Genomic DNA, 19,078 nt, shown 5'->3' with positions numbered 1-19,078 from the left:
GCACCGGCACCGACGTCACCGCCGGCCCGGGCGCAGGCGCGGCCAAGGCACGCGTCTCGCGGGCCTGTGCGGCGGCCAGCGCCTCATTGACTGCTTCCGCCGCCGCTGCCGCAGCGGCGCCCAGCAGCGAAGTGCGTGGTCGTGTATTGGTCATTTTACCGTCACAGTATAAGAAATTATGTTGCGAAGTGTACTGGCACTGTACTGGTTTTGTCACGTAGCATAAACCCATGAATACAAATACACCAGTCCTGACCAGCCACCGCCGCCTGAGCGACGAAACTACCGGCATGCTGCTGGGCCTGATCGGCGTGGCCATCTTCAGCCTGACGCTGCCCTTCACCCGCCTGGCCGTCAGCGGCGGCGTGGGCAGCAGCGGCATTGGCGCTGCCGGCGCTGGCCTGTCGCCGATGTTCGTCGCCCTGGGCCGCGCCCTGACCGCCGCCGTCCTGGCCGCCGGCTGGCTGTACTGGAAACGCGCGCCGCTGCCGCCGCGCTCCGCCCTGCCAGCCCTCGCCATGGTCGCCATCGGCTGCGTCATCGGCTTCCCGTGGCTGACGTCAGTTGCCATGCGCACCCTGCCGGCCGCCCACGGCGCCGTGCTGGTCGGCGTGCTGCCGCTGGCCACCGCCCTATTCGCGGCCCTGCTCGGCGGCGAAAAACCGTCCAGGGGCTTCTGGATCATGGCCATCTTAGGATCTGTCCTGGTGATCGGCTTTGCGCTGCGCCAGAGCGGCGGCGCCCTGCACGCGGCCGACCTGGCGATCTTCCTGGCGGTGCTGCTGGCCGCCATGGGCTACGCCGCCGGCGGCCGCCTGTCGCAAACGCTGGGCGGCCAGCAAACCATCTGCTGGGCGCTGATCCTGGCCGCGCCGCCGCTGCTGCCGGTAGTCGGCTGGCTGGCCTGGCAGGACAGTGCGCAACTGGCCCACGCCAGCGCCGCCGCCTGGACCGGCTTCGCCTATGTTTCGGTGTTCTCGATGTTTATCGGCTTTTTCTTCTGGTACCGCGGCATGGCGCTGGGCGGCGTGGCGCGGGTGGGACAAGTACAGCTGGTCCAGCCCTTCCTCTCTGTACTGGGCGCCACCGTGGTCTTGGGCGAGACGCTGGCCTGGCCAACCGTGGTCTTTGCAATCGCCGTCATCGCCACTGTGGCCGCAGGCCGCAAAATGCAGGTAAAACGCGGCTGACGCCGTACAGTATCTCGATTTCGCGGCAACTGGAGAGCTGCCGCGCCGCGAGAGTACAATATCGGTCTCAACACACATAACAACTGGATAAGCACATGTCTGTTTACGAAAAACTCAAAGCGCTGGATATCACCCTGGCTGCGCCAGCCACTCCGGCCGCCGCCTACGTCATGTACGCTCAAACCGGCAACCTGGTATTCCTGTCGGGCCACATCGCCAAACGCGCCGACGGCAGCGTCTGGGTCGGCCAGCTAGGCAAGAACATCGACACCGCAGAAGGCAAGGCCGCCGCGCGCGCCATCGCCATCGACCTGATTGGCACCCTGCAGGCGGCCGTCGGCGGCGACCTGACCCGCGTCAAGCGCATCGTCAAAGTCATGAGCCTGGTGAACTCCACCGCTGAATTTACTGAACAACATCTGGTCACCAACGGCGCTTCCGAGCTGCTGGGCGAAGTCTTCGGCGATGCCGGCAAACACGCCCGCTCGGCCTTTGGTGTCGCTCAAATCCCGCTTGGCGCCTGCGTCGAAATCGAACTGATCGCGGAAGTCGCGTAAAGCGGGCGGCAACTTACCCGTTGCCGTTCCATCTATAAAAGCACGCCACAAGCGAGCTTGTTGTTATCCTCTAGTGAGACACGTATGAAAATCGAAAATCCCAATCCGATCCAGTGGCAGTTCGCCCAACGCGCCGAACAGCTGCAAGCTTCCTTCATCCGCGAGATCCTGAAGATCACGCAACAGCCGGAGATCATCTCCTTCGCCGGCGGCCTGCCGTCGCCGCTGACCTTCCCGGTCGACGAAATGAAGGTCGCCTACGACAAAGTGCTGACCAATAACGGCAAAGTGGCGCTGCAATACGGCCCGACCGATGGCTACACCCCGCTGCGCCAGTGGATCGCCGACTCGCTGTCGACCGGCGGCGCCAGGATCCTGCCGGAACAAGTGCTGATGACCTCCGGTTCGCAGCAAGCGCTCGACCTGCTGGGCAAAGTGCTGATCGACGAAGGCAGCCGCGTGCTGGTCGAGACGCCGTCCTACCTCGGCGCGCTGCAAGCCTTCTCCGTCTACCTGCCGGAGTTCAAATCGGTGGACACCGACGACCATGGCCTGGTGCCGTCGTCGATCGCCGCCGTCGCGCAAGGCGCGCGCCTGCTGTACTCGCTGCCGAACTTCCAGAACCCGACCGGCCGCAGCCTGTCGTTCGAGCGCCGCCAGGAACTGGTGGAGACCTGCGCCCGTCTGGGCCTGCCGCTGATCGAGGACGATCCGTACGGTTCGCTGAGCTACAAGGGCGAGCCGCTGCCGAAGATGGTGGCGATGAACCCGGACGGCGTGATCTACATGGGCTCCTTCTCCAAGGTGCTGACGCCTGGCATCCGCCTCGGCTACGTGGTGGCCCCGCTGCCGCTGGCGCGCCGCCTGGAACTGGCCAAACAGGCGGCCGACCTGCATACGTCGCAGCTGACCCAGATGGTGGTGCACGAGGTAATCAAGGACGGTTTCCTCGACCAGCACATTCCGAAAATCCGCGCGCTGTACGGCGACCAGTGCCAGGTCATGCTGGACGCGATGGCCCAGCACTTCCCGGCCGGCGTTGAGTGGACCAAGCCGGAGGGCGGCATGTTCATCTGGGTCACGCTGCCGAAGCACATCGACGCCATGAAACTGCTGGACGAAGCGATTGCGCAAAAAGTCGCTTTCGTGCCGGGTTCGCCGTTCTACGCCAACGAGCCGGCCACCAACACGCTGCGTCTGTCGTTCGTCACCGTGCCGCCGGAACGCATCCGCCACGGCATCGAAATCCTGGGCAAGCTGATCGCCGCAAAACTGTAAGCGGCACCGTTGCGGGCGGTCGTTGTACGACGACGGCCGCCCGCAAAAATACAACACATCGCCAGCGACTTTATCACCAATAGTCACCTGAATCGGCCGATTCCGTAACATCCCACCAACATTACTTACACCATCTGGCGCGAGTCTGCGTGCGACCTGATGCATCCAAAGCAACACCCTCATTCGCCTGGATTTTTTTTCACCTACAGGCGTTGCAAAGCGGTATGATTTGAACGGATAGTCACTTTCATATCAGGCCAGCCTTTGTTGAAACGCGCCCTCACCGTCATTGCATGCCACCGCCGTTGCCGCCCTGCGCAACCGGCCAGCCACACCTGCGCCATTCACCAGGTTAAGGGCGCCCACCAATGAACCCCGGAAGTCTGAGTTACGCGACGCGGCGCGATGCCGCGATCCTGATCGTGGACGACGCCCCCGAGAATCTGGGCGCGCTGCGCAAGCTGATGGTCGAACAGGGTTACCAGACCTTTGTGGCCACCAGCGGCGAGCGCGCGCTGAAAATCGCCCGCCGCGTCCATCCGGACCTGATCCTGCTCGACATCATGATGCCGGGGATGGACGGCTACGAAACCTGCCGGCAGCTCAAAAGCCACGAAGCCACCCAGCGCATCCCGGTGATCTTCATGAGCGCGCGCACCGATACCGACGACGTGGTGGCCGGTTTCGACCTCGGTGCGGTCGACTACATCAGCAAGCCGCTGCGCATGGCGGAAGTATGCGCGCGGGTGCGCACGCAGCTGCAAATCCGCAGCCGCAGCGAGACCCACGAAGAACAGGCCGAACGCCTGCGCACCATCGTCAACAACATGGCCGAGGGCCTGTTGATCATCGAAGCCGATGGCCGCATCCAGTTCACCAACCCGGCCTGCGACAAATACCTGGGCTACCAGGCGGACGAACTGGCCGGCAGCACCATCGCCGACCTGCTCAATCCCCTGGTGGCGCAGGAATACCTGGACTACTTCGAGCGCTACGCCGCCGCGCCGCAGACTGCGCACAACCACGGCACGCGTGAAGTGATCATCCGCCACCGCAACGGCAGCTCGGTGTGCATGGACCTGACGCTGACGCCGATGTACCTGCGCCAGCCGCTGTTTATCGGCCTGCTGCACGACATCACGCACCACAAGCAGTCGGAAGACACGCTGCTGCGGGCCGCCATGGTCGACCCGCTGACCAAGATCGCCAACCGCCGCCACTTCGACAGCTTCCTGGAAAAAGAATGGCAACGCGCCATGCGCAGCGGCCAGCCCTTGTCGCTGGTGGTGCTGGACGTCGACCACTTCAAGCTTTACAACGACACGCTGGGCCACCCGGCCGGCGACAGCTGCCTGCAACAGGTGGCCGCGGCCATCGCCTCGCACGCGCTGCGGCCAACCGACCTGGCGGCGCGTTACGGCGGCGAGGAATTCGTGCTGCTGTTCGCCGAAACCGATGGCGATGCCGCCTACCTGCTGGCCGAAGCGATTCGTGCCCACATCGAATCGCTGCAGATCCCGCATCCCCGCTCTACCACCTCGCCGTGGCTGACGGTCAGCATCGGCGTGGCCACCATCCACCCGCACCAGCTGGACAACACCGAATCGCTGTTCGTCGCCGCCGACCGCGCCATGTACGTGGCCAAGGAAGGCGGCCGCAATCAGGTGCAGGCCACCAAAACCGGTAGCGCGTCGCTGGCCGCCGTCAAAGCACTGGTGATGCGCTGACGTTGGCTGTGCGGCGCAAGGCCTTGAGCCCGAGCGGCACGCTGCCCGTCAGCGCCAGCAGCGCAAACACGATCACGCCCATGCCGCCGGCATCCTGGAACAACTCGCCCGCGCCCACCGTGCCCAGCGCCACCGCCGCAAACGTCACCACCACGGAGCGCGACAGCAGCGTACCGTCGCGGTCTTGCGCCGAGATGAAACTGTTCAGCACCGCCATGATGGTGTAGAAGGCCGCGTTCAGCATCAGCTGGCCGACGAAGAACAGCAGCGCGTCATGCGCGGTAAAGAAGCACGCCACCGACGCAAACATCACCGCCAGCGCGCCGATCACCGTCAGCCCGCGCCGCGCCGCCAGCGCCGGTATCGCCGGCACCACCGCGCCAAAGAATCCCAGCAGCGACGACACCGACAGCAACACGCCGATCTGCGGCAGCGTCAGGCCTATCCGCTCGCCCTGCAACGCCGACACCGCCCACACGCCTGCCTGCACGCTATACACGCCGACGAACACGCCCCACGCCAGCCAGATCTCCGCCATGCCGCGCTGCCGCCCCACCTCGGCGCCGGCCGGCCGCTCCGGCATCAGCGATGGCACGCGTATCGCCACCGCGCCCAGCACCGCCGTCATCAGCGCCAGTCCTTGCCACACCGCCGCGCCGCTGGCCGCATCGGGAAATAGCGTCAACAGCGTGAACACGCCCGCCACCGCCAGGCCGGAAAGCAGCAGCACCAGTCCCCACAGACGCTCCGCATCGCGATGGCAGGCCAGGCAGATGCCGACCATGACGATCATCTGCGCCTCGCACAAGCCGGCCACCAGCCGCAGCACGCTGAATACCGCCACCGGCAGCACCAGCACGCACGCCGCCTGGCACAGCGCCAGCAACAGCAAGGCGCCCGTAGTCAACGCGGTCGGCGCGCGCCGCGCCAGCGACGGCAGCACGATGCAACCCGCCAGCATGCCGATCATCTCGGCGCCGGTCAGCATGGTCGCCTGTCCTTCGTCCAGATGCAGGCGCGCCATCGCGTTGGTTACCAGCAGCGGCATCATGGTGGTGCCGCCGATGCCCAGCGCCCAGGTGCAGGACAGGATGAAGGTCGGAGGTTGCGTCATGTCGTGTCCCCAGTTGTTGGCGGCATTGCCGCTTTTTTCCAAGCTTACGATGGCGGCGCCGTGTAACGGGTCTAAAATGGCCAAACAAGGCACCGAAACGGCCACTGCGATCATGCGTGATCCAGCCGCCACAAACCATACTATGCTAACCGCAAAGTTCACCACCAGGAGCATCCATGCCGCTCAAACCGCATCATCCCGACGCCGAAGCCGCAGCCGACGTGCCGCCGCACGTGATTCGCCAGGTGCTGCAACTGGTGGCCAGCCGTGGCCACTCGGCGGAACGCCTGTGCAAGGGGCTGGGCTTCACGCCGGAAAACCTGTGCGACGCCAACTTCCGCGTCTCCTACCGCCAAACCAGTCTGCTGGTGCGGCGCGCCATGCAGCGCTGGGGCGATCCGGCCATCGGCATCGCCACTGGTGCGCGCCAGACGGTGGTGTGTTTCGGCCTGCCGGGTCTCGGCATGCTGACCTGCGCCACGCTGGGCGAGGCATTCCAGTACCTGATCAAATACCAGCGCGCGGCCGGCGCGCTGACCACCAACGAAATGAGCATCCTCGACGAGCACCACTTCGTCACGGAGGTGAATACGCGCTTTCACGATCCGGAGCTGGAGCCATTCTTCATCGAAGAGATTTTCGTCAGCGGTGTGGAAGTGTCGCGGGCGATGGTCGGATCGCACTTCCGCCCGGCGCGGCTGGAACTGCGCTATCCGCGCCCCGAGTATGCGGCGGCCTACAGCGAGTACTTCCGCTGCCCGGTCGTCTTCAACGCCCCAATGAATCGGCTGATCTGCGACATGGCCTGGTATCACTGCCCGCTGCCCACCCACGACCGCTACATGCAGGACAGCCTGCAAGCGCAGATCGACGAGCTATTGGAACAGGAAACGCCGCGCAACGATCTGGTGGAATCGATCATGAACGAACTGCGCGGCTCCATCGACGAAGTGCCGGCGCTGGCGCGCATCGGCGAAGCGCTCAACCTGAGCGAACGCACGCTGCGCCGCCGGCTGGCGGAACTGGACACCTCCTACCAGCGGCTGGTGGACCAGGTGCGCTACGAATGCGCGCTGGATCTTCTAAAGCGCAGCGACATGCCGCTGATCGATATCGCCATGGCCACCGGCTTTACCGATGCCCGCAACTTCCGCCGCGCCTTCAAGCGCTGGTGCGGCATGCTGCCCAACCAGATCCGCCAGGGCGCGCCCGCTCCACGTTTGATCCCCATGGAGCGGGCCGGCAGCAGCGGGTCGCAAACCGCCGTTTAGGACAGCTCCCACTTGCCGGCGCGGACCTCCACCAGTCCGCGCCGCCGCAGCGACTCCAGATAGCGCGCATGCCCGCGTAAGCCCTTCTTGCGGAATAGCGGTATCAGCTTGGGCAGCATGTTCGGCACCAGCATCGCCAGCCGCACCGTCCATGACTCGCTAACGCGCGGATAGCGCTCCAGGCATGGACTATCCAGCATCCGCATCACCTGCTTCGCCACGTCGTCCGGCTGCTGCGGCGGGTCCATGAATTGCAGCGTGTTGCCGCCTTCGATCGCCTCGCGCATCAGCATTGGCGTCTCGGTCGCCGATGGCATGACGTTGCCGATCTTGACGCCATGCCGCTCGGTGTCCATGCCGAGGCACAGCATGGCGCCGCGCAGCCCGAACTTGGTGGCCGAATAAATGCCCGTCTCCGGTAGCGGAAAAATCCCGCCCAGCGATACCGTGTTGATCACGCGGCCGTCGCCTGAGCGCTGCAAGGCCGGAAAGGCCAGCCGCGTCAGCACAATCGGCGACAGCAGATTGATATTCAACTCGCCGAGAATATTCTCGACCGAGCGCTCCTCGAAATGGCCGGTGCCTGTAATGGCGGCGTTATTGACCAGGATATCCAGCCGCCCGTAGCGCTCCTGTATCAGCGCCAGCAGCTCCGGCAGCTTATTGAAGTCGCGCAGATCGATCTGCACGCCGGTCGCCGCCGGCCCCAGTTCGGCCACGGCGAGATCCAGCGAGGCCTGGTTGTAATCCGCCAGCACGCACTGGATACCGCGCTCAATGAGGCCACGGCAGATGGCGCGGCCGATGCCGCCGGCGCCGCCGGTAATCAAGGCCACGCGGCCCGGTGCTGTCGTCAGCATGGCGCACCCCTTCCCAGTTGCATCCAGATGGTCTTGGTCTCCGTGTACTGGTCATGCGCCAGCAGCGACTTCTCGCGGCCGCCGAATCCGGACTCCTTGTAGCCGCCGAACGGCACGCCGGTATCGCCTTCCGAAAAACAGTTGACCGACACCGTGCCGGCGCGAATCTGCCGCGCCACGCCGTGCGCCGCATCCAGGCTGCTGGTGTAGACCGACGAGGCCAGGCCGTAGCTGGTGTCGTTGGCAATGGCCACACCCTGCGCTAGATCATCAAACGTCAGCACCGACAGCACCGGGCCGAAAATCTCCTCGCGGGCGATGGTCATCTGCGCGCGCACGCCATCAAAAATGGTCGGCTCGACAAAGCTGCCGCCGCTCTCCTGCCGCAACTGACGGCCGCCATACACCAGCTGCGCACCTTGCGCCTTGCCACTTTCAATGTAGCCCAGCACCCGCCGCATATGCTGCGGCTCGATCATTGCCCCCACCCGCGTGGACGGATCGAGCGGGTCGCCGACGCGCCACTGATCGAAGGCGCGCTTGACCTCTTCCAGCAGCTCGTCCTTGCGCGAGCGGTGCACGATCAGCCGCGAACCGGCGCTGCAATTCTCGCCCTGGCAGAACAACGCCCCCAACGCCACCTGCTGCGCCACGCCGGCCAGATCGTAGGCATCGGCCAGCACCAGCGCGGGGCTCTTGCCGCCGCACTCCAGCACCACCCGCTTCATATTCGACTCGGCCGAGTATTTCAGGAACTGCCGTCCGACCTCGCCCGAGCCGGTAAAGCTGACGCAATCAATGTCGCGATGGCGGCCAATCGCCTGCCCCACCGTTTCGCCATAGCCCGGCACAATATTCAGCACGCCATCCGGCACGCCCGCTTCCAGTGCCAGGCGGCCCAGCACCAGCGCCGTCAGCGTGGTCTGTTCGGCGGGTTTGATGACGATGGAGTTGCCGCTGGCTAGCGCCGGGCCGATCTTCCAGCCGGCCAGATAGATCGGGAAATTCCACGGCAGAACCGCACCGACCACGCCGATTGGTTCGCGCACGATCATGGCGACGATATCCGGCGCGGTCGGCGCCACCTGGTCGTATAGCTTGTCGGCCGCTTCCGCGTGCCAGCGCAGGCTTTCGATCATGTCCGGCAGATCGGCCGACAGCGCATCGCGTATCGGCTTGCCGGAGTCCAGGCTCTCCATCAGCGCCAGCGTCTCCAGATTGGCTTCAACCAGATCGGCAAAGCGCAGCAGCACCTTCTTGCGGTGCTTGGGTGCGGCGCGCGACCAGTCGCCACGCTCGAACACGCGACGCGCGGCGCTGACCGCATCGTCCACCTCCAGCGCGCCGCAACGGGCGATGCCGGCCAGCCGCTGGCCGCTAGCGGGATTGATGGTTTCGAATTCCTCGGCCGAGATGGCGTTGACGAAGCGGCCGTCGATCAACGCGCGGGTTTCAAAGTCCAGTTGCGTGGCTTGCTGCTGGTAGTACTCAAAAGTCTTCTCCATGCCGCGCTCCTCAAGCCGCCGCGCGCAAGGCGGCGGGACGCGCGACGGCGGTATCCACGCGCAGCTTGTCATAGTAGTTTTCGGTCAGCTCCGGCCAGCCCATCTTGCGGCGCAAGCGCTTCAGGTAAGACTTGAGAGCATGCGCTTCCAGATACACCTCATGCCGCTGCGACTGCACAAACTTCAGCCCTCCGGACAGGTCCGGATTGTCATTCGCGATCAGTTCGTCGAAGCGGCTGGCGCTGCCGGGGTTGTCCAGCTGGTCGCGCAGGTAGGCGGCAATCATGAAGGCTTCGGTGTCAAACAGCTTGTAGGCGCTGGAGTTGGTCTCCACGTAGCCGATGCCGAACAGGTTGCGGTGATCGCGGCTGAACATCGACAGATACAGCTGCGGCCTGCCGCCGCGCCATTCGAAGTATTCGGCGGCGTATTTGCAGCTCCACTTGTAGCCGGTGGCGTAGATTACCAGGTCCAGCTTCTCGCGGCTGCCATCCTTGAACACCACGTCGTCGCCGTCGTAATGCGACACATCCGGCTTGACCGCGATATTGCCGTGCTGGAGGTTGTGCAGCAGCTGCGAGTTAAGCAGCGGATGACTCTCGAACAATTTGTGATCCGGCTTGGGCAAACCAAAGCGCGTCAGGTCGCCGGTAAACATTTTCAGCAGCAGGCTCATAACCGGACGCGCCACCCACAGCGGCAACGGGGGGCCGCTCTCGCCCACCTGGTCGGCCGGGATGCCGAACAAATGCTTGGGAATGAAGTGGTAGCCGCGCCGCAGACTGATAAAAGCCCGGTCCGCGCGGTTGGCCGCATCGCAGGCGATGTCCGCCCCCGAATTGCCGGCGCCGACGATCATCACCCGCTTGCCGGCAAATTCATCGCTGCTCTTGTAGGTGACGGAATGGCGAATCTCGCCGTTGAAGTGTCCCTTCAGTTCCGGCATATTGGCGTCCCAGTTGCAACCTGTGGCGCAGATCACCGCAAGATAGCGGCGGTGCGTGCCATCGCTCAGCGTCACTACCCATTTGCCGCTGTCCTCCTTGTGCACATGCTGCACCGGCGTGCTGAATCGGATCGATGCACGCAGGCCGAAGGCATCCGCATAGCTGCGCACATAGCTGAGGATCTGCTGGTTGGTCGGATAGTCCGGATACGACTTCGGCATCGGAAAGCCGATAAAGCCCGACAGGTCGCGCGATGAAATGAAGTGCGCCGATTCGTAAATCGGGCTGCCGGGATTGTGCATGTCCCAGATGCCTCCCACGTCCGAGTGGCGCTCGAACTGCTCGTACGCCAGGTTCATGGACTTCAGCGCCCGCGCCGCCGACAAGCCGCCCGGCCCCGCACCCACCACGCACACCGCGTTGCCGCAGTCGATAATCTCGTTGCTCATTGTCGTTCTCCCCTATTGTTGAAAGTCCCGGGGTCATTGTGCAAACAAAGGACACGCGGTACGGGGGCCAAAAGGACAGACGGGGAGCCGAAGCGGCCACGCAACACCTGGGCCGCTTGGCCGTGTGGGCGTCCTTGTCTGTCCGATCCGGCCCCCGGCATGGCAAAGCACGCGTCTACATTGAAAAAAAACCAAACAACCGAGGAGAGACCGTGAAGCCATCTGCAATGAAGCCGCCACCACGTCCTATGCGCATCCTTGCGCGCAGCATCGCCCTTGCCTTTGCCGGCACCATGATTCAGCACGCCGCGCAGGCGGACGACGAGATGCAGAAAGTGATCGTCACTGCGCAATCGCGCGCGCAGTCGGCGCAGGAGGTGCCGATTTCAATGGAAGTGGTCACTGCGCGCGACATCCAGAACCTCGGCGCGCGCAACCTCGGCGACCTGACCGGCTACCTCCCCGGCCTGCAAGTGGACGCCACCCAGGCCACGCAGCCGATCTTCGGCATCCGAGGCGTGCAGGCGGGTGACTTCGGCATCGGCACCGACACGCCGGTCGGCATTTATGTGGACGGGGTCTACACCGGCAAGACCGGCGGCGCGCTGATGAACTTCATCGATATCCAGCGGGTGGAAGTACTCAAGGGACCGCAAGGCACGCTGTTCGGTCGTAACAGCGCCGCCGGCGCCATCTCGGTGGTGACCAATGAACCGGAATCGGACTTCGACGCTTCCGGCCATATCAAGGTGGGCGACTATGGCCGGGCCAATCTGGACGCGATGCTCAATGTGCCGCTCGGTGCGACCACCGCCGCGCGGCTGGTATTCGTACGTGACACCAGCGACGGGTGGGTGCGCAACGCCACTACCGGCACGCGTACGGGCGGCGACAACTCATGGGCCACGCGCCTGTCGGTCAAGCAGAAAGCCGGCGACGCCACGCTGCTGCTGTCGTGGGAACACGAGCAGTTGCGCCAGCACGGCTGGCCGGCATTCGGCGTGGTTAAAGGCAGCGCGCTGCCAATGGCTGGCTACACCGGCGTGTATGACGCCGCCTACGTCGCCAACTTCAGCGATCCGCGCAAGGCGCCGCTGGAAAACGACACCGACGGCCGCGAGACCCGCAACTTCGATGGTGTGACGCTGCGCGCCGAAGTGCCGCTGGGAGGCGTCACGCTGCGTTCAACCACCGCCTACCGAACCTTCTCCTCGCTCAACCTGACCGACAACGACGGCACCGCGCGCACCGATTTCATGCTGGCCACCCAGGACCAGAAAAAGGCCTACAACTGGCAGCAGGAATTCAAACTGTCCGGCGCCACTGACAAACTGGACTGGGTGGCGGGCGTGAGCTTCTACGACAACCGCGAACGCCAGCGCAGCTCCGCCATCGTCAACACGCAAACGCTGGACAGCATCAGCTTGATGCAAGGTGGCACGCCGGATTTCGCTACACTGTTCACCGGCCTTGGCATGGCCGGCGTGCCGGGCGTGGACGGCAGCTCAATCTTCAACTGGGAAGAAAACAACGAGGCCAAACTGCACACGCGCGCCTTCTCGCTGTACGGCGACTTGATCTGGCGCCTGGCACCCGGTACACGCCTGACGACAGGTCTGCGCTGGAGCCGCGACCGCAAGGAGATGCAGTGGTACGTGCCGGGCCGGCAGTCCGCCGCGCTGGATACGCTACTGAACACCTACGGTCCCGCCGCCGGCATCGACGCTTCCGCACTGCCGGCCAACGTCATCTTCGCCGCCGCCGGCCCGCTGGCCGCCACGCCGGTCAACGCCACCCACAATTGGACCGACTGGAGTCCGCGCCTGGTGCTGGACCATAAATTGACGGAAGACCTGTTGCTGTTTGCGTCGCTGTCACGCGGCTACCAGGCCGGCGGTTTCAACGTCTTCACGCCGCCGAATCCCACGTCGTCCAATCCGCGTGAGCGCGACCCGAGCTTCAACCCGGAGAAGATGACCAATCTGGAACTGGGCTTCAAACTATATGCGCCGTCGCTGCGCGCTACATTGAACGGTTCCTTATTCGCCTACCGCTTCAAGAATCTGCAGGACGTCAAACTGGGTGGCAGCAGCGCCATCCCCACCTACAACATCATCAACAGCGACCAGGAAGCGAAAGGGCTGGATCTGGACGGCCGCATCCGCATCACGCAGCGCGTCACGCTGTTCGCGGGGGTGGAGCTCATCGACCAGACCTACCAGCGCTTTGAAACCACCGACACCAGCGGCGCCACGCTCAACCTGTCCGGCCAGCCGGTCGGCACGCCGGCGTTCAGCGGCATGGCCGGCGTCAACGCCAACTGGGAAGCACTGAACGGCCGCATGAGCGCCACGTTCCAAGGCAGTTACCACGGCAAGAACCGCTGCAACGATGACACCCGCGCGCTGCAATGCCTGAATGCCCCGGCCTTCCGCACCGGCACCGCCGTCAGCAAGGCCGACCTGCGCGTGGGTTGGGACACGGCCGACGGCAAATTCGGCATCGGCCTGCTGGTCAACAACCTGTTCGACAAGCGCTACGTCTACAACCTGGATGGCCAGACCAAAGCCTTCGGCCTGCCCTACGCCAGCATCACCGCGCCCCGCACCATCGCCCTCGAACTGCGCGGCAGTTTATAGATAAATCGACACGCCTGCCTTCTTCGCCGCCTTGCGCAGATCCTTGTCCAGGGTGGCAAGAGGCAGGCCGAGTCGACGCGCCAGCTCAAGGTACTGCGCATCGTATCCGCTCAAACGGAATTCACGCGAAACCGCAGCCACCGCCAACTGTAATCCAATAGGCGCGGCGGAATCAGAGCTGATGGGAAGTTGTCCAAGCTGATAAAGGAAGGCCGCCACCGCCGCCTCACCGAGTTGGCCAGCTTGCTCAGCGCAGCGCAGTACGTGGACTACTTCAGTTGCCCAAAGCGCCGGCACCATTGCCGTCCCGTTCACGAACGAGTCGAGTACCTTGTCCGCGTAAGTTCGATCCGCCACAGTGCCGTCATGAAGCGCCCAGCGTATTGTTACCGAGGCGTCAAGAACAAACCCCTCAGCCATATTACCGCCGGCCTTTGTTACGGAACGCCGTGAATTCTTCTTGCGTAATGCTTCCGGAACGAAGATTTTTGATGGCTGCTATCGCATTGGATGCCTGTTGCGCTACACCGCTGGCGCTCGGTACCAAGTCAGCAACCGGCGCGCCACGGTTGGTAATCGTCACGCGCTCTCCCTGCTGGACCTGTTTGATCAGGTCTGGCAGCTTGGTTTTAGCCTCGTAAATTCCATACACCCGCATGGCCGTCTCCTGTAAATCAGTAGATATAAAGTAGATATAACCTAGTCTATACACCAGACCAGGTCATTGCAAGCGATGTTCAAAGCTGCTCGGGGTAGCCGGTGATGTCGGCGATTTGCTGGTACATCGGCTGGAGTTGCTTGTACATGCGCAGGTAGACGCGCCGGTATAGCTGGTCGTAGATTTGCTGGTTGGCGGCGATGGGATGGAAGATGCGGCCGGGGCGCGTCATGGCGCGGGTGGCGGTGTCGAAATCCTTGTGCAGCCCGAGACCGGCGGCGATGGCGATGGCGGCGCCCAGGCCGGAGGTTTCGTAGACGTGGGCACGCGCGGCTGGCAGGCCGAAGATATCGGCCGTCAGCTGCATGGCGGCGTCGCTTTGCGATCCGCCGCCGGCGATGCGCAGTTCCGTCACGGCGACGCCGCTACGCTTCTCGATGCGCTCTTTCCCTTCGCGCAGCGCATACGCCAAGCCCTCGAGAATGGCGCGGTACATATGGGCACGGGTGTGCACGTCGCCGAAGCCGATCATGGCGCCCTTGGCTTCCGGGCCGGGAATACGAATACCCGGACTCCAGTAAGGCTGCAGCATCAGTCCCATGGAGCCCGGCGGTACTTCATTGACCAGGCGGTCAAACATGGCTTCCGGCGACAGCCCCTGCTCCGCGCCGGCTATCTGTTCCAGATGGCCAAACTGCTCCTTGAACCAGTTGACCATCCAGTAGCCGCGAAAGATCTGCACTTCGGTGCTGTACGCGCCCGGCACCGCAGCGGGATACGGCGGAATAAAAGGCGTGACTTCGACGTATTTGCGGCTGGTGGTATTGATGGTGGCCGTGGTGCCGTAGCTCAGGCAGGCGATGTGCGGCTCCAGGCTGCCCGCGCCAATCACTTCGCAGGCTTTGTCGGCGGCGGCGGCCACCAGCGGCGTGCCTTCGGGGATGCCGGTCGCCGCAGCGGCACTGGCGCTAATGGCGCCGATGACTGTGCCCGGCGCCACCAGCTCGGACAGCATGTCCTTGCGAACGTGCAAGGCTTCCCATTTCCAGTCACGCGCGCCGGCCCATTTGTGGCGCTTGTAGTCGAACGGTAAGTACGCAACCTGCGATCCGATCGAGTCCACATGCCGTCCGCACAGGCGATAGTTGAGAAATCCCGACAGCAGCACGTATTTGTATGTCTTGGCCCAGATCTCCGGCTGGTGTTCGGCGATCCAGTTGATCTCCGCTTCGCGGCGGAAGTATTCGATGGTGCCGTCCACACGCGCCAGCTTGAAGGCGGTGCGCCACCACAGGCTCAATGGCTTTTGCTTGCCGACGCGGCGCTGGTCCAGCCAGGTGATCGCCGGCCGCAGCACCTTGCCCTCGCAGTCCAGGTTGACCACCGTGCCGCGCTGCGTGGTGACTGCCACGCCTTTGACGGCGCTGCGCGGGATATCGGTGCTGCACCACAGCTGCTGGCATGCGGCGGCGACAGCGTCCCAATAGCCGTCGGCGTCATGCTCGGCCCAGCCGGGATGGTCGGAGAAATAGGCTTGCAGATGGATCTGCGCCTTGGCCGCAAGGTTGCCGTTCAAGTCGAACAGCAGCGCGCGCACGCTTTGCGTGCCGTTGTCGATGGAGAGCAGGAATTGGTCTGCCATAATGTCTCTTTATATTTTATGGTTTGGGCACGCTGTAATGCGCGCTCCATAGCGCCAGATAGGCTGCTTGCTCCTCGTCCCAGTGCTGGTCGCTCCAGCCGAGTTCCTGCTGGCAGATACTGCGGATGCGCGGCAGAATATCGATGCCGCCGCCGCGCAACTGGATGCCGATCCGGCTGCGGCGCAGCAGCAGGTCTTCCAGCTTGCAGACGTCTTCGTGACGCGCAGCCCAGCGCAGTTGGGCCCAGATGGTTTCTGTGCCGGCGATGCAGGACAGCTCGTCCGCTTGCGCGGCGTCGATCAGCGCCTGGGCGTCGGCGCCGTAGCGGCCTTGCAGGCGTTGCGCTTGTCCTGCCGGCAGGTCGGGCAGGTAGCGCAGCGGCGGCGTGGCGGCGAATACTGGTTGCGGCGTCAGCTTGTCGCGCAGTTCCGGCAGCCTTGTGGCGGCCAGCTTGAGCGCGTCCAGTGCGATCACGCGGAAGGTTGTCAGTTTGCCGCCGGTGACGGTGAGCAGGCCGTGTTCCAGCCATAGCGCGTGGTCGCGCGTTTCTTTGGATGGATCCGCTTTGCCGCTGTCGATCACCGGACGCACGCCGGCGTAGGTGGCGATGATGTCGCTGTCGGTCAGGTGCAGTTGCGGGAATTGGGCATGCAAGGCGGCCAGCAGGTAGTCGCATTCGGCGCGCGTGATGGCCGCTTCGCGGGCCAGATCGTCATGGTGATCGACGTCCGTCGTGCCGACCAGCGTTACGCCTTCCCATGGATAAGCGAACACCGGACGGCCGTCGGCCGGATGCATCAAACTGATCGCCTGCGCCAGCGGCAGCCGCCACGCCGGCAGCACCAGATGGCTGCCGCGCAAAGGCCGCAGCCTTATCGCAGTCGACTGCGGCGCGCGCAACTGGTCGGCCCATGCGCCAGTGGCATTAATGACGAGCCGAGCGCGGACCTCGTGCTGCGTGCCGCTCAGACCATCCCGCAGCCGCACGCCGCACACGTCGCCAGCCTCTCCGGTGGCCGCGTCGACTGCATCCGCGCGCAGCAGCGCTTCGGCAGCCATGTAGTTCACCGACACGCCGCCATGCCGGCGCGCCTCTTGCAGCACGCGCAGTACCAGCCGCGCGTCGTCCGTCTTGGCGTCCATGTAGACCATGCCGCCCTGCAGACCGTCCGTGGCCACATTCGGCGCCAGCGCCGCGAACTCTTCGCGGCTGTAATAGTGCCGCCCACGCTGCCCGGCCATGCGGTCATAAATCGCCAGCCCCGCCAGAAACGTCCGCTTGCCCGGCTTGCGCCCCACGTAATCGCCAAACGCAAAACTCTGCGGCTCCACCAGCCCCGCCGCCTGCTGTAGCAAATGCTCCCGCTCATGCACCGACTCGCGCGTCAAGCCAAACTGCCCTTCCTTCAGATAGCGCAAGCCACCATGCACCAGCTTTGAAGACCTGCTCGACGTCCCCCATGCAAAATCGCGCTGCTCCACCAGCAGCGCCCGCAAGCCACGCCGCGCCGCCTCCAGCAGTATCCCGGCGCCGGTGATGCCACCGCCAATCACCACCAGATCCCACTCGCGCGCAAAATCCGCCCGGCTCATGGCGCCAGCTTCCCAGGATTCATGATCTGCTGCGGGTCCACATGCGCAAATACTGCGCGTAGCGTCGACATCCCCAGCCAGCCCTTCTCCGCCGCCAGATACGGCGCATGATCTCTGCCCACGCCATGCTGATGGCTGATCGTCCCGCCGTTGTCCACAATCGCCATTGAGGCAGCCTTCTTCAGCGACTTCCAGCGCGCCAGATCGGCCTCGTAATCGCCCGCCAGCCGATACACGAATGTCGTATAAACACTGGCTCCTTGCGCATACAGGTGCGACAAATGGGTATAAGCGTGCACCTGTTCCCCGTACTGCCCCAGTGCTGCAGCGCCAGCCACCTCCAACGCCCGCATCATGACCTCCACGCGCGGCCAATCGACCGCCGTCTCCACCGTATCGATGGCATAGCCGTGCTGCCAGGCCGCGTTGCGCAGATAGACATTCCGGAAGCGGTTCTGCTTCCACTTCTCGCCCATGGAGCGGCCTACATGTACGCCGCCATGTGGCAAGGTCAATCCCAGCGCCTCGCGCAGCGCCGCCCGCGCCAGCGACTTGCGGCCGCTCACGCCGATCATCAGCATGCACTTCTCGCCTTTGCAGCCGCGCAGCGACAGATACCCTTCCAGCAGCGCGATCATCTTCTTGTGGCCGGCCAGCGCCAGCATGGTCGTCGTCTCCAGCGGATTCGACAAACGCAGCATCGACAGCGACAATCCCGCCTGCACCACCTGCCGCACCGCCGTCTCCGCCGCATGCCAGTTGGGGAAGAACACCGCATGAAACGCCTCAAATGCCGGCGCCGGCGTCACGCGCACCGTGGCCTCGGTCAGGATGCCCATCCGTCCTTCGGAACCCAGCACCATCTCGCGCAGATCCGGCCCCGCCGCCGATGCCGGAAAGGTCGGCAGATGCAGCGTGCCGGATGGCGTCTCCATCGATCCGCCTCGGAACATCTGCTCAATGCGCCCATACTTCAGGGATTGCTGCCCCGAAGAGCGCGTGACAATCCAGCCACCCAGCGTCGAATACTCAAACGACTGCGGAAAGTGGCCCAGCGTATAGCCGCGCGCCCGCAACTGCGCCTCCAGGTCCGGCCCAAGTACGCCGGCGCCGAACGTCGCCAGCTGCGACTCGGTATCTAGATACAGCAACTGCCGCATGCGCGTCATGTTCACCGCCACTGACGGCATGCCGGACGGCGCCGTCAGATGCCCGGCCACGCTGGTGCCGCCGCCTTGCGGGATCAGCGCCACGCCATGCTGCGTCGCATACGCCAGCAGTTCCCGGACATCCTGCGCGCTTTGCGGATACGCCACGCCATCCGGCGCCCGGCCGATGACGCCGTACCGGAGCCGCAGCCAATCCGGCAAGCTCTGGCCCAGCGCATTCCGCAGTCGCACCTCGGGCGAGGTATCGATCAGCGCATGCTCGGGCAAGCGCGATGCACCGATCTGCGCGCGCGCCTGCGCCAGGCCGGCATCCGTTACTTGCCGGCCTGCGCCAATGCGCCGCGCCAGAAACGCCAGCGCATCCGCGTGCAGCGCAAATTCAATTGACTCGTCCCCCCAACCATTCCAGCGTCTCATTGTTTTTCTATCTCCCTGGCGACGCGCTTGCTATACTGGCAAGCGCACCGATTATTCACCA

15 protein-coding genes are annotated in these 19,078 nt (G+C 64.3%); 6 read left to right on the top strand and 9 right to left on the bottom strand.

Annotated features, from left to right (window positions below; genetic code table 11):
- Positions 1-230 precede the first annotated feature (230 nt).
- The 4 genes from GTP55_RS23680 (at position 231) to GTP55_RS23665 (ending at position 4,752) form a co-directional block, all read left to right on the top strand.
- The gene (locus tag GTP55_RS23680) at positions 231-1,190 is read left to right on the top strand and encodes a DMT family transporter (RefSeq protein ID WP_229258132.1); all 960 of its coding nucleotides are present in this window, start codon (positions 231-233) and stop codon (positions 1,188-1,190) included.
- A 95-nt stretch (positions 1,191-1,285) separates the two neighbouring features.
- A complete protein-coding gene (locus GTP55_RS23675) occupies positions 1,286-1,747 on the top strand; it encodes a RidA family protein (RefSeq protein ID WP_161047266.1) in 462 nt (153 codons plus the stop codon).
- An 84-nt stretch (positions 1,748-1,831) separates the two neighbouring features.
- On the top strand, positions 1,832-3,025 hold the full coding sequence (locus GTP55_RS23670) for an aminotransferase-like domain-containing protein (protein ID WP_161047265.1): 1,194 nt from the start codon (positions 1,832-1,834) through the stop codon (positions 3,023-3,025).
- A 368-nt stretch (positions 3,026-3,393) separates the two neighbouring features.
- Complete coding sequence (locus GTP55_RS23665; RefSeq protein ID WP_161047264.1) at positions 3,394-4,752, top strand: diguanylate cyclase domain-containing protein; 1,359 nt, start codon at positions 3,394-3,396, stop codon at positions 4,750-4,752.
- Here GTP55_RS23665 and GTP55_RS23660 read toward each other — a convergent pair.
- The gene (locus GTP55_RS23660) at positions 4,730-5,866 is read right to left on the bottom strand and encodes an MFS transporter (RefSeq protein ID WP_161047263.1); all 1,137 of its coding nucleotides are present in this window, start codon (positions 5,864-5,866) and stop codon (positions 4,730-4,732) included. The genes GTP55_RS23665 and GTP55_RS23660 overlap by 23 nt on opposite strands.
- A gap of 176 nt (positions 5,867-6,042) precedes the next feature.
- On the opposite strand from GTP55_RS23660, the gene GTP55_RS23655 reads away from it, so the two are divergent.
- Positions 6,043-7,137, top strand: a complete 1,095-nt coding sequence (locus tag GTP55_RS23655; protein ID WP_161047262.1) for an AraC family transcriptional regulator — start codon at positions 6,043-6,045, stop codon at positions 7,135-7,137.
- Here GTP55_RS23655 and GTP55_RS23650 read toward each other — a convergent pair.
- From GTP55_RS23650 to GTP55_RS23640, 3 genes are read right to left on the bottom strand one after another with little or no spacing between them, the layout of a single operon-like run.
- Positions 7,134-7,997 carry an SDR family NAD(P)-dependent oxidoreductase gene (locus GTP55_RS23650; protein ID WP_161047261.1) on the bottom strand — a complete coding sequence of 288 codons (864 nt, stop codon included), beginning with the start codon at positions 7,995-7,997 and terminating at the stop codon, positions 7,134-7,136. The genes GTP55_RS23655 and GTP55_RS23650 overlap by 4 nt on opposite strands.
- Positions 7,991-9,502: an aldehyde dehydrogenase gene (locus GTP55_RS23645; RefSeq protein WP_161047260.1), complete on the bottom strand. Its 1,512-nt coding sequence runs from the start codon at positions 9,500-9,502 to the stop codon at positions 7,991-7,993. Before GTP55_RS23645 ends, GTP55_RS23650 begins: the two co-directional genes overlap by 7 nt.
- A 10-nt stretch (positions 9,503-9,512) precedes the next feature.
- Positions 9,513-10,898, bottom strand: a complete 1,386-nt coding sequence (locus tag GTP55_RS23640) for a flavin-containing monooxygenase (protein WP_161047259.1) — start codon at positions 10,896-10,898, stop codon at positions 9,513-9,515.
- 212 nt (positions 10,899-11,110) lie between these two features.
- On the opposite strand from GTP55_RS23640, the gene GTP55_RS23635 reads away from it, so the two are divergent.
- Positions 11,111-13,537: a TonB-dependent receptor gene (locus GTP55_RS23635; protein WP_371868425.1), complete on the top strand. Its 2,427-nt coding sequence runs from the start codon at positions 11,111-11,113 to the stop codon at positions 13,535-13,537.
- On the opposite strand, the gene GTP55_RS23630 is transcribed toward GTP55_RS23635, so the two are convergent.
- The 5 genes from GTP55_RS23630 to GTP55_RS23610 form a co-directional block, all read right to left on the bottom strand.
- Entirely contained in the window at positions 13,532-13,957 is a 426-nt protein-coding gene (locus GTP55_RS23630) for a type II toxin-antitoxin system VapC family toxin (protein ID WP_161047258.1), read from the bottom strand. The two genes, GTP55_RS23635 and GTP55_RS23630, sit on opposite strands and share 6 nt — an antisense overlap.
- 1 nt (position 13,958) lies before the next feature.
- On the bottom strand, positions 13,959-14,195 hold the full coding sequence (locus GTP55_RS23625) for a type II toxin-antitoxin system Phd/YefM family antitoxin (RefSeq protein WP_161047257.1): 237 nt from the start codon (positions 14,193-14,195) through the stop codon (positions 13,959-13,961).
- A 79-nt stretch (positions 14,196-14,274) separates the two neighbouring features.
- Positions 14,275-15,837 (bottom strand): FGGY-family carbohydrate kinase, encoded by a 1,563-nt coding sequence (locus GTP55_RS23620; RefSeq protein WP_161047256.1) that lies wholly within the window; start codon positions 15,835-15,837, stop codon positions 14,275-14,277.
- A gap of 16 nt (positions 15,838-15,853) precedes the next feature.
- Positions 15,854-17,431, bottom strand: a complete 1,578-nt coding sequence (locus tag GTP55_RS23615; RefSeq protein ID WP_161047255.1) for a glycerol-3-phosphate dehydrogenase/oxidase — start codon at positions 17,429-17,431, stop codon at positions 15,854-15,856.
- A complete protein-coding gene (locus GTP55_RS23610) occupies positions 17,428-19,017 on the bottom strand; it encodes an FAD-binding oxidoreductase (RefSeq protein WP_161047254.1) in 1,590 nt (529 codons plus the stop codon). Before GTP55_RS23610 ends, GTP55_RS23615 begins: the two co-directional genes overlap by 4 nt.
- Positions 19,018-19,078 lie beyond the last annotated feature (61 nt).

Source organism: Duganella margarita (genome assembly GCF_009857535.1).
In the GTDB taxonomy this organism is placed as follows: Bacteria; Pseudomonadota; Gammaproteobacteria; order Burkholderiales; family Burkholderiaceae_D; genus Rugamonas; species Rugamonas margarita.
This window is presented reverse-complemented; position numbering and strand designations above follow the sequence as displayed.

Bases quoted from the DNA above. Each gene is read 5' to 3' on its own strand.
- GTP55_RS23680 (WP_229258132.1), top strand. From the start codon at position 231: ATGAATACAAATACACCAGTCCTGACCAGCCACCGCCGCCTGAGCGAC.
- GTP55_RS23675 (WP_161047266.1), top strand. From the start codon at position 1,286: ATGTCTGTTTACGAAAAACTCAAAGCGCTGGATATCACCCTGGCTGCG.
- GTP55_RS23670 (WP_161047265.1), top strand. From the start codon at position 1,832: ATGAAAATCGAAAATCCCAATCCGATCCAGTGGCAGTTCGCCCAACGC.
- GTP55_RS23665 (WP_161047264.1), top strand. From the start codon at position 3,394: ATGAACCCCGGAAGTCTGAGTTACGCGACGCGGCGCGATGCCGCGATC.
- GTP55_RS23660 (WP_161047263.1), bottom strand. From the start codon at position 5,866: ATGACGCAACCTCCGACCTTCATCCTGTCCTGCACCTGGGCGCTGGGC.
- GTP55_RS23655 (WP_161047262.1), top strand. From the start codon at position 6,043: ATGCCGCTCAAACCGCATCATCCCGACGCCGAAGCCGCAGCCGACGTG.
- GTP55_RS23650 (WP_161047261.1), bottom strand. From the start codon at position 7,997: ATGCTGACGACAGCACCGGGCCGCGTGGCCTTGATTACCGGCGGCGCC.
- GTP55_RS23645 (WP_161047260.1), bottom strand. From the start codon at position 9,502: ATGGAGAAGACTTTTGAGTACTACCAGCAGCAAGCCACGCAACTGGAC.
- GTP55_RS23640 (WP_161047259.1), bottom strand. From the start codon at position 10,898: ATGAGCAACGAGATTATCGACTGCGGCAACGCGGTGTGCGTGGTGGGT.
- GTP55_RS23630 (WP_161047258.1), bottom strand. From the start codon at position 13,957: ATGGCTGAGGGGTTTGTTCTTGACGCCTCGGTAACAATACGCTGGGCG.
- GTP55_RS23625 (WP_161047257.1), bottom strand. From the start codon at position 14,195: ATGCGGGTGTATGGAATTTACGAGGCTAAAACCAAGCTGCCAGACCTG.
- GTP55_RS23620 (WP_161047256.1), bottom strand. From the start codon at position 15,837: ATGGCAGACCAATTCCTGCTCTCCATCGACAACGGCACGCAAAGCGTG.
- GTP55_RS23615 (WP_161047255.1), bottom strand. From the start codon at position 17,431: ATGAGCCGGGCGGATTTTGCGCGCGAGTGGGATCTGGTGGTGATTGGC.
- GTP55_RS23610 (WP_161047254.1), bottom strand. From the start codon at position 19,017: ATGAGACGCTGGAATGGTTGGGGGGACGAGTCAATTGAATTTGCGCTG.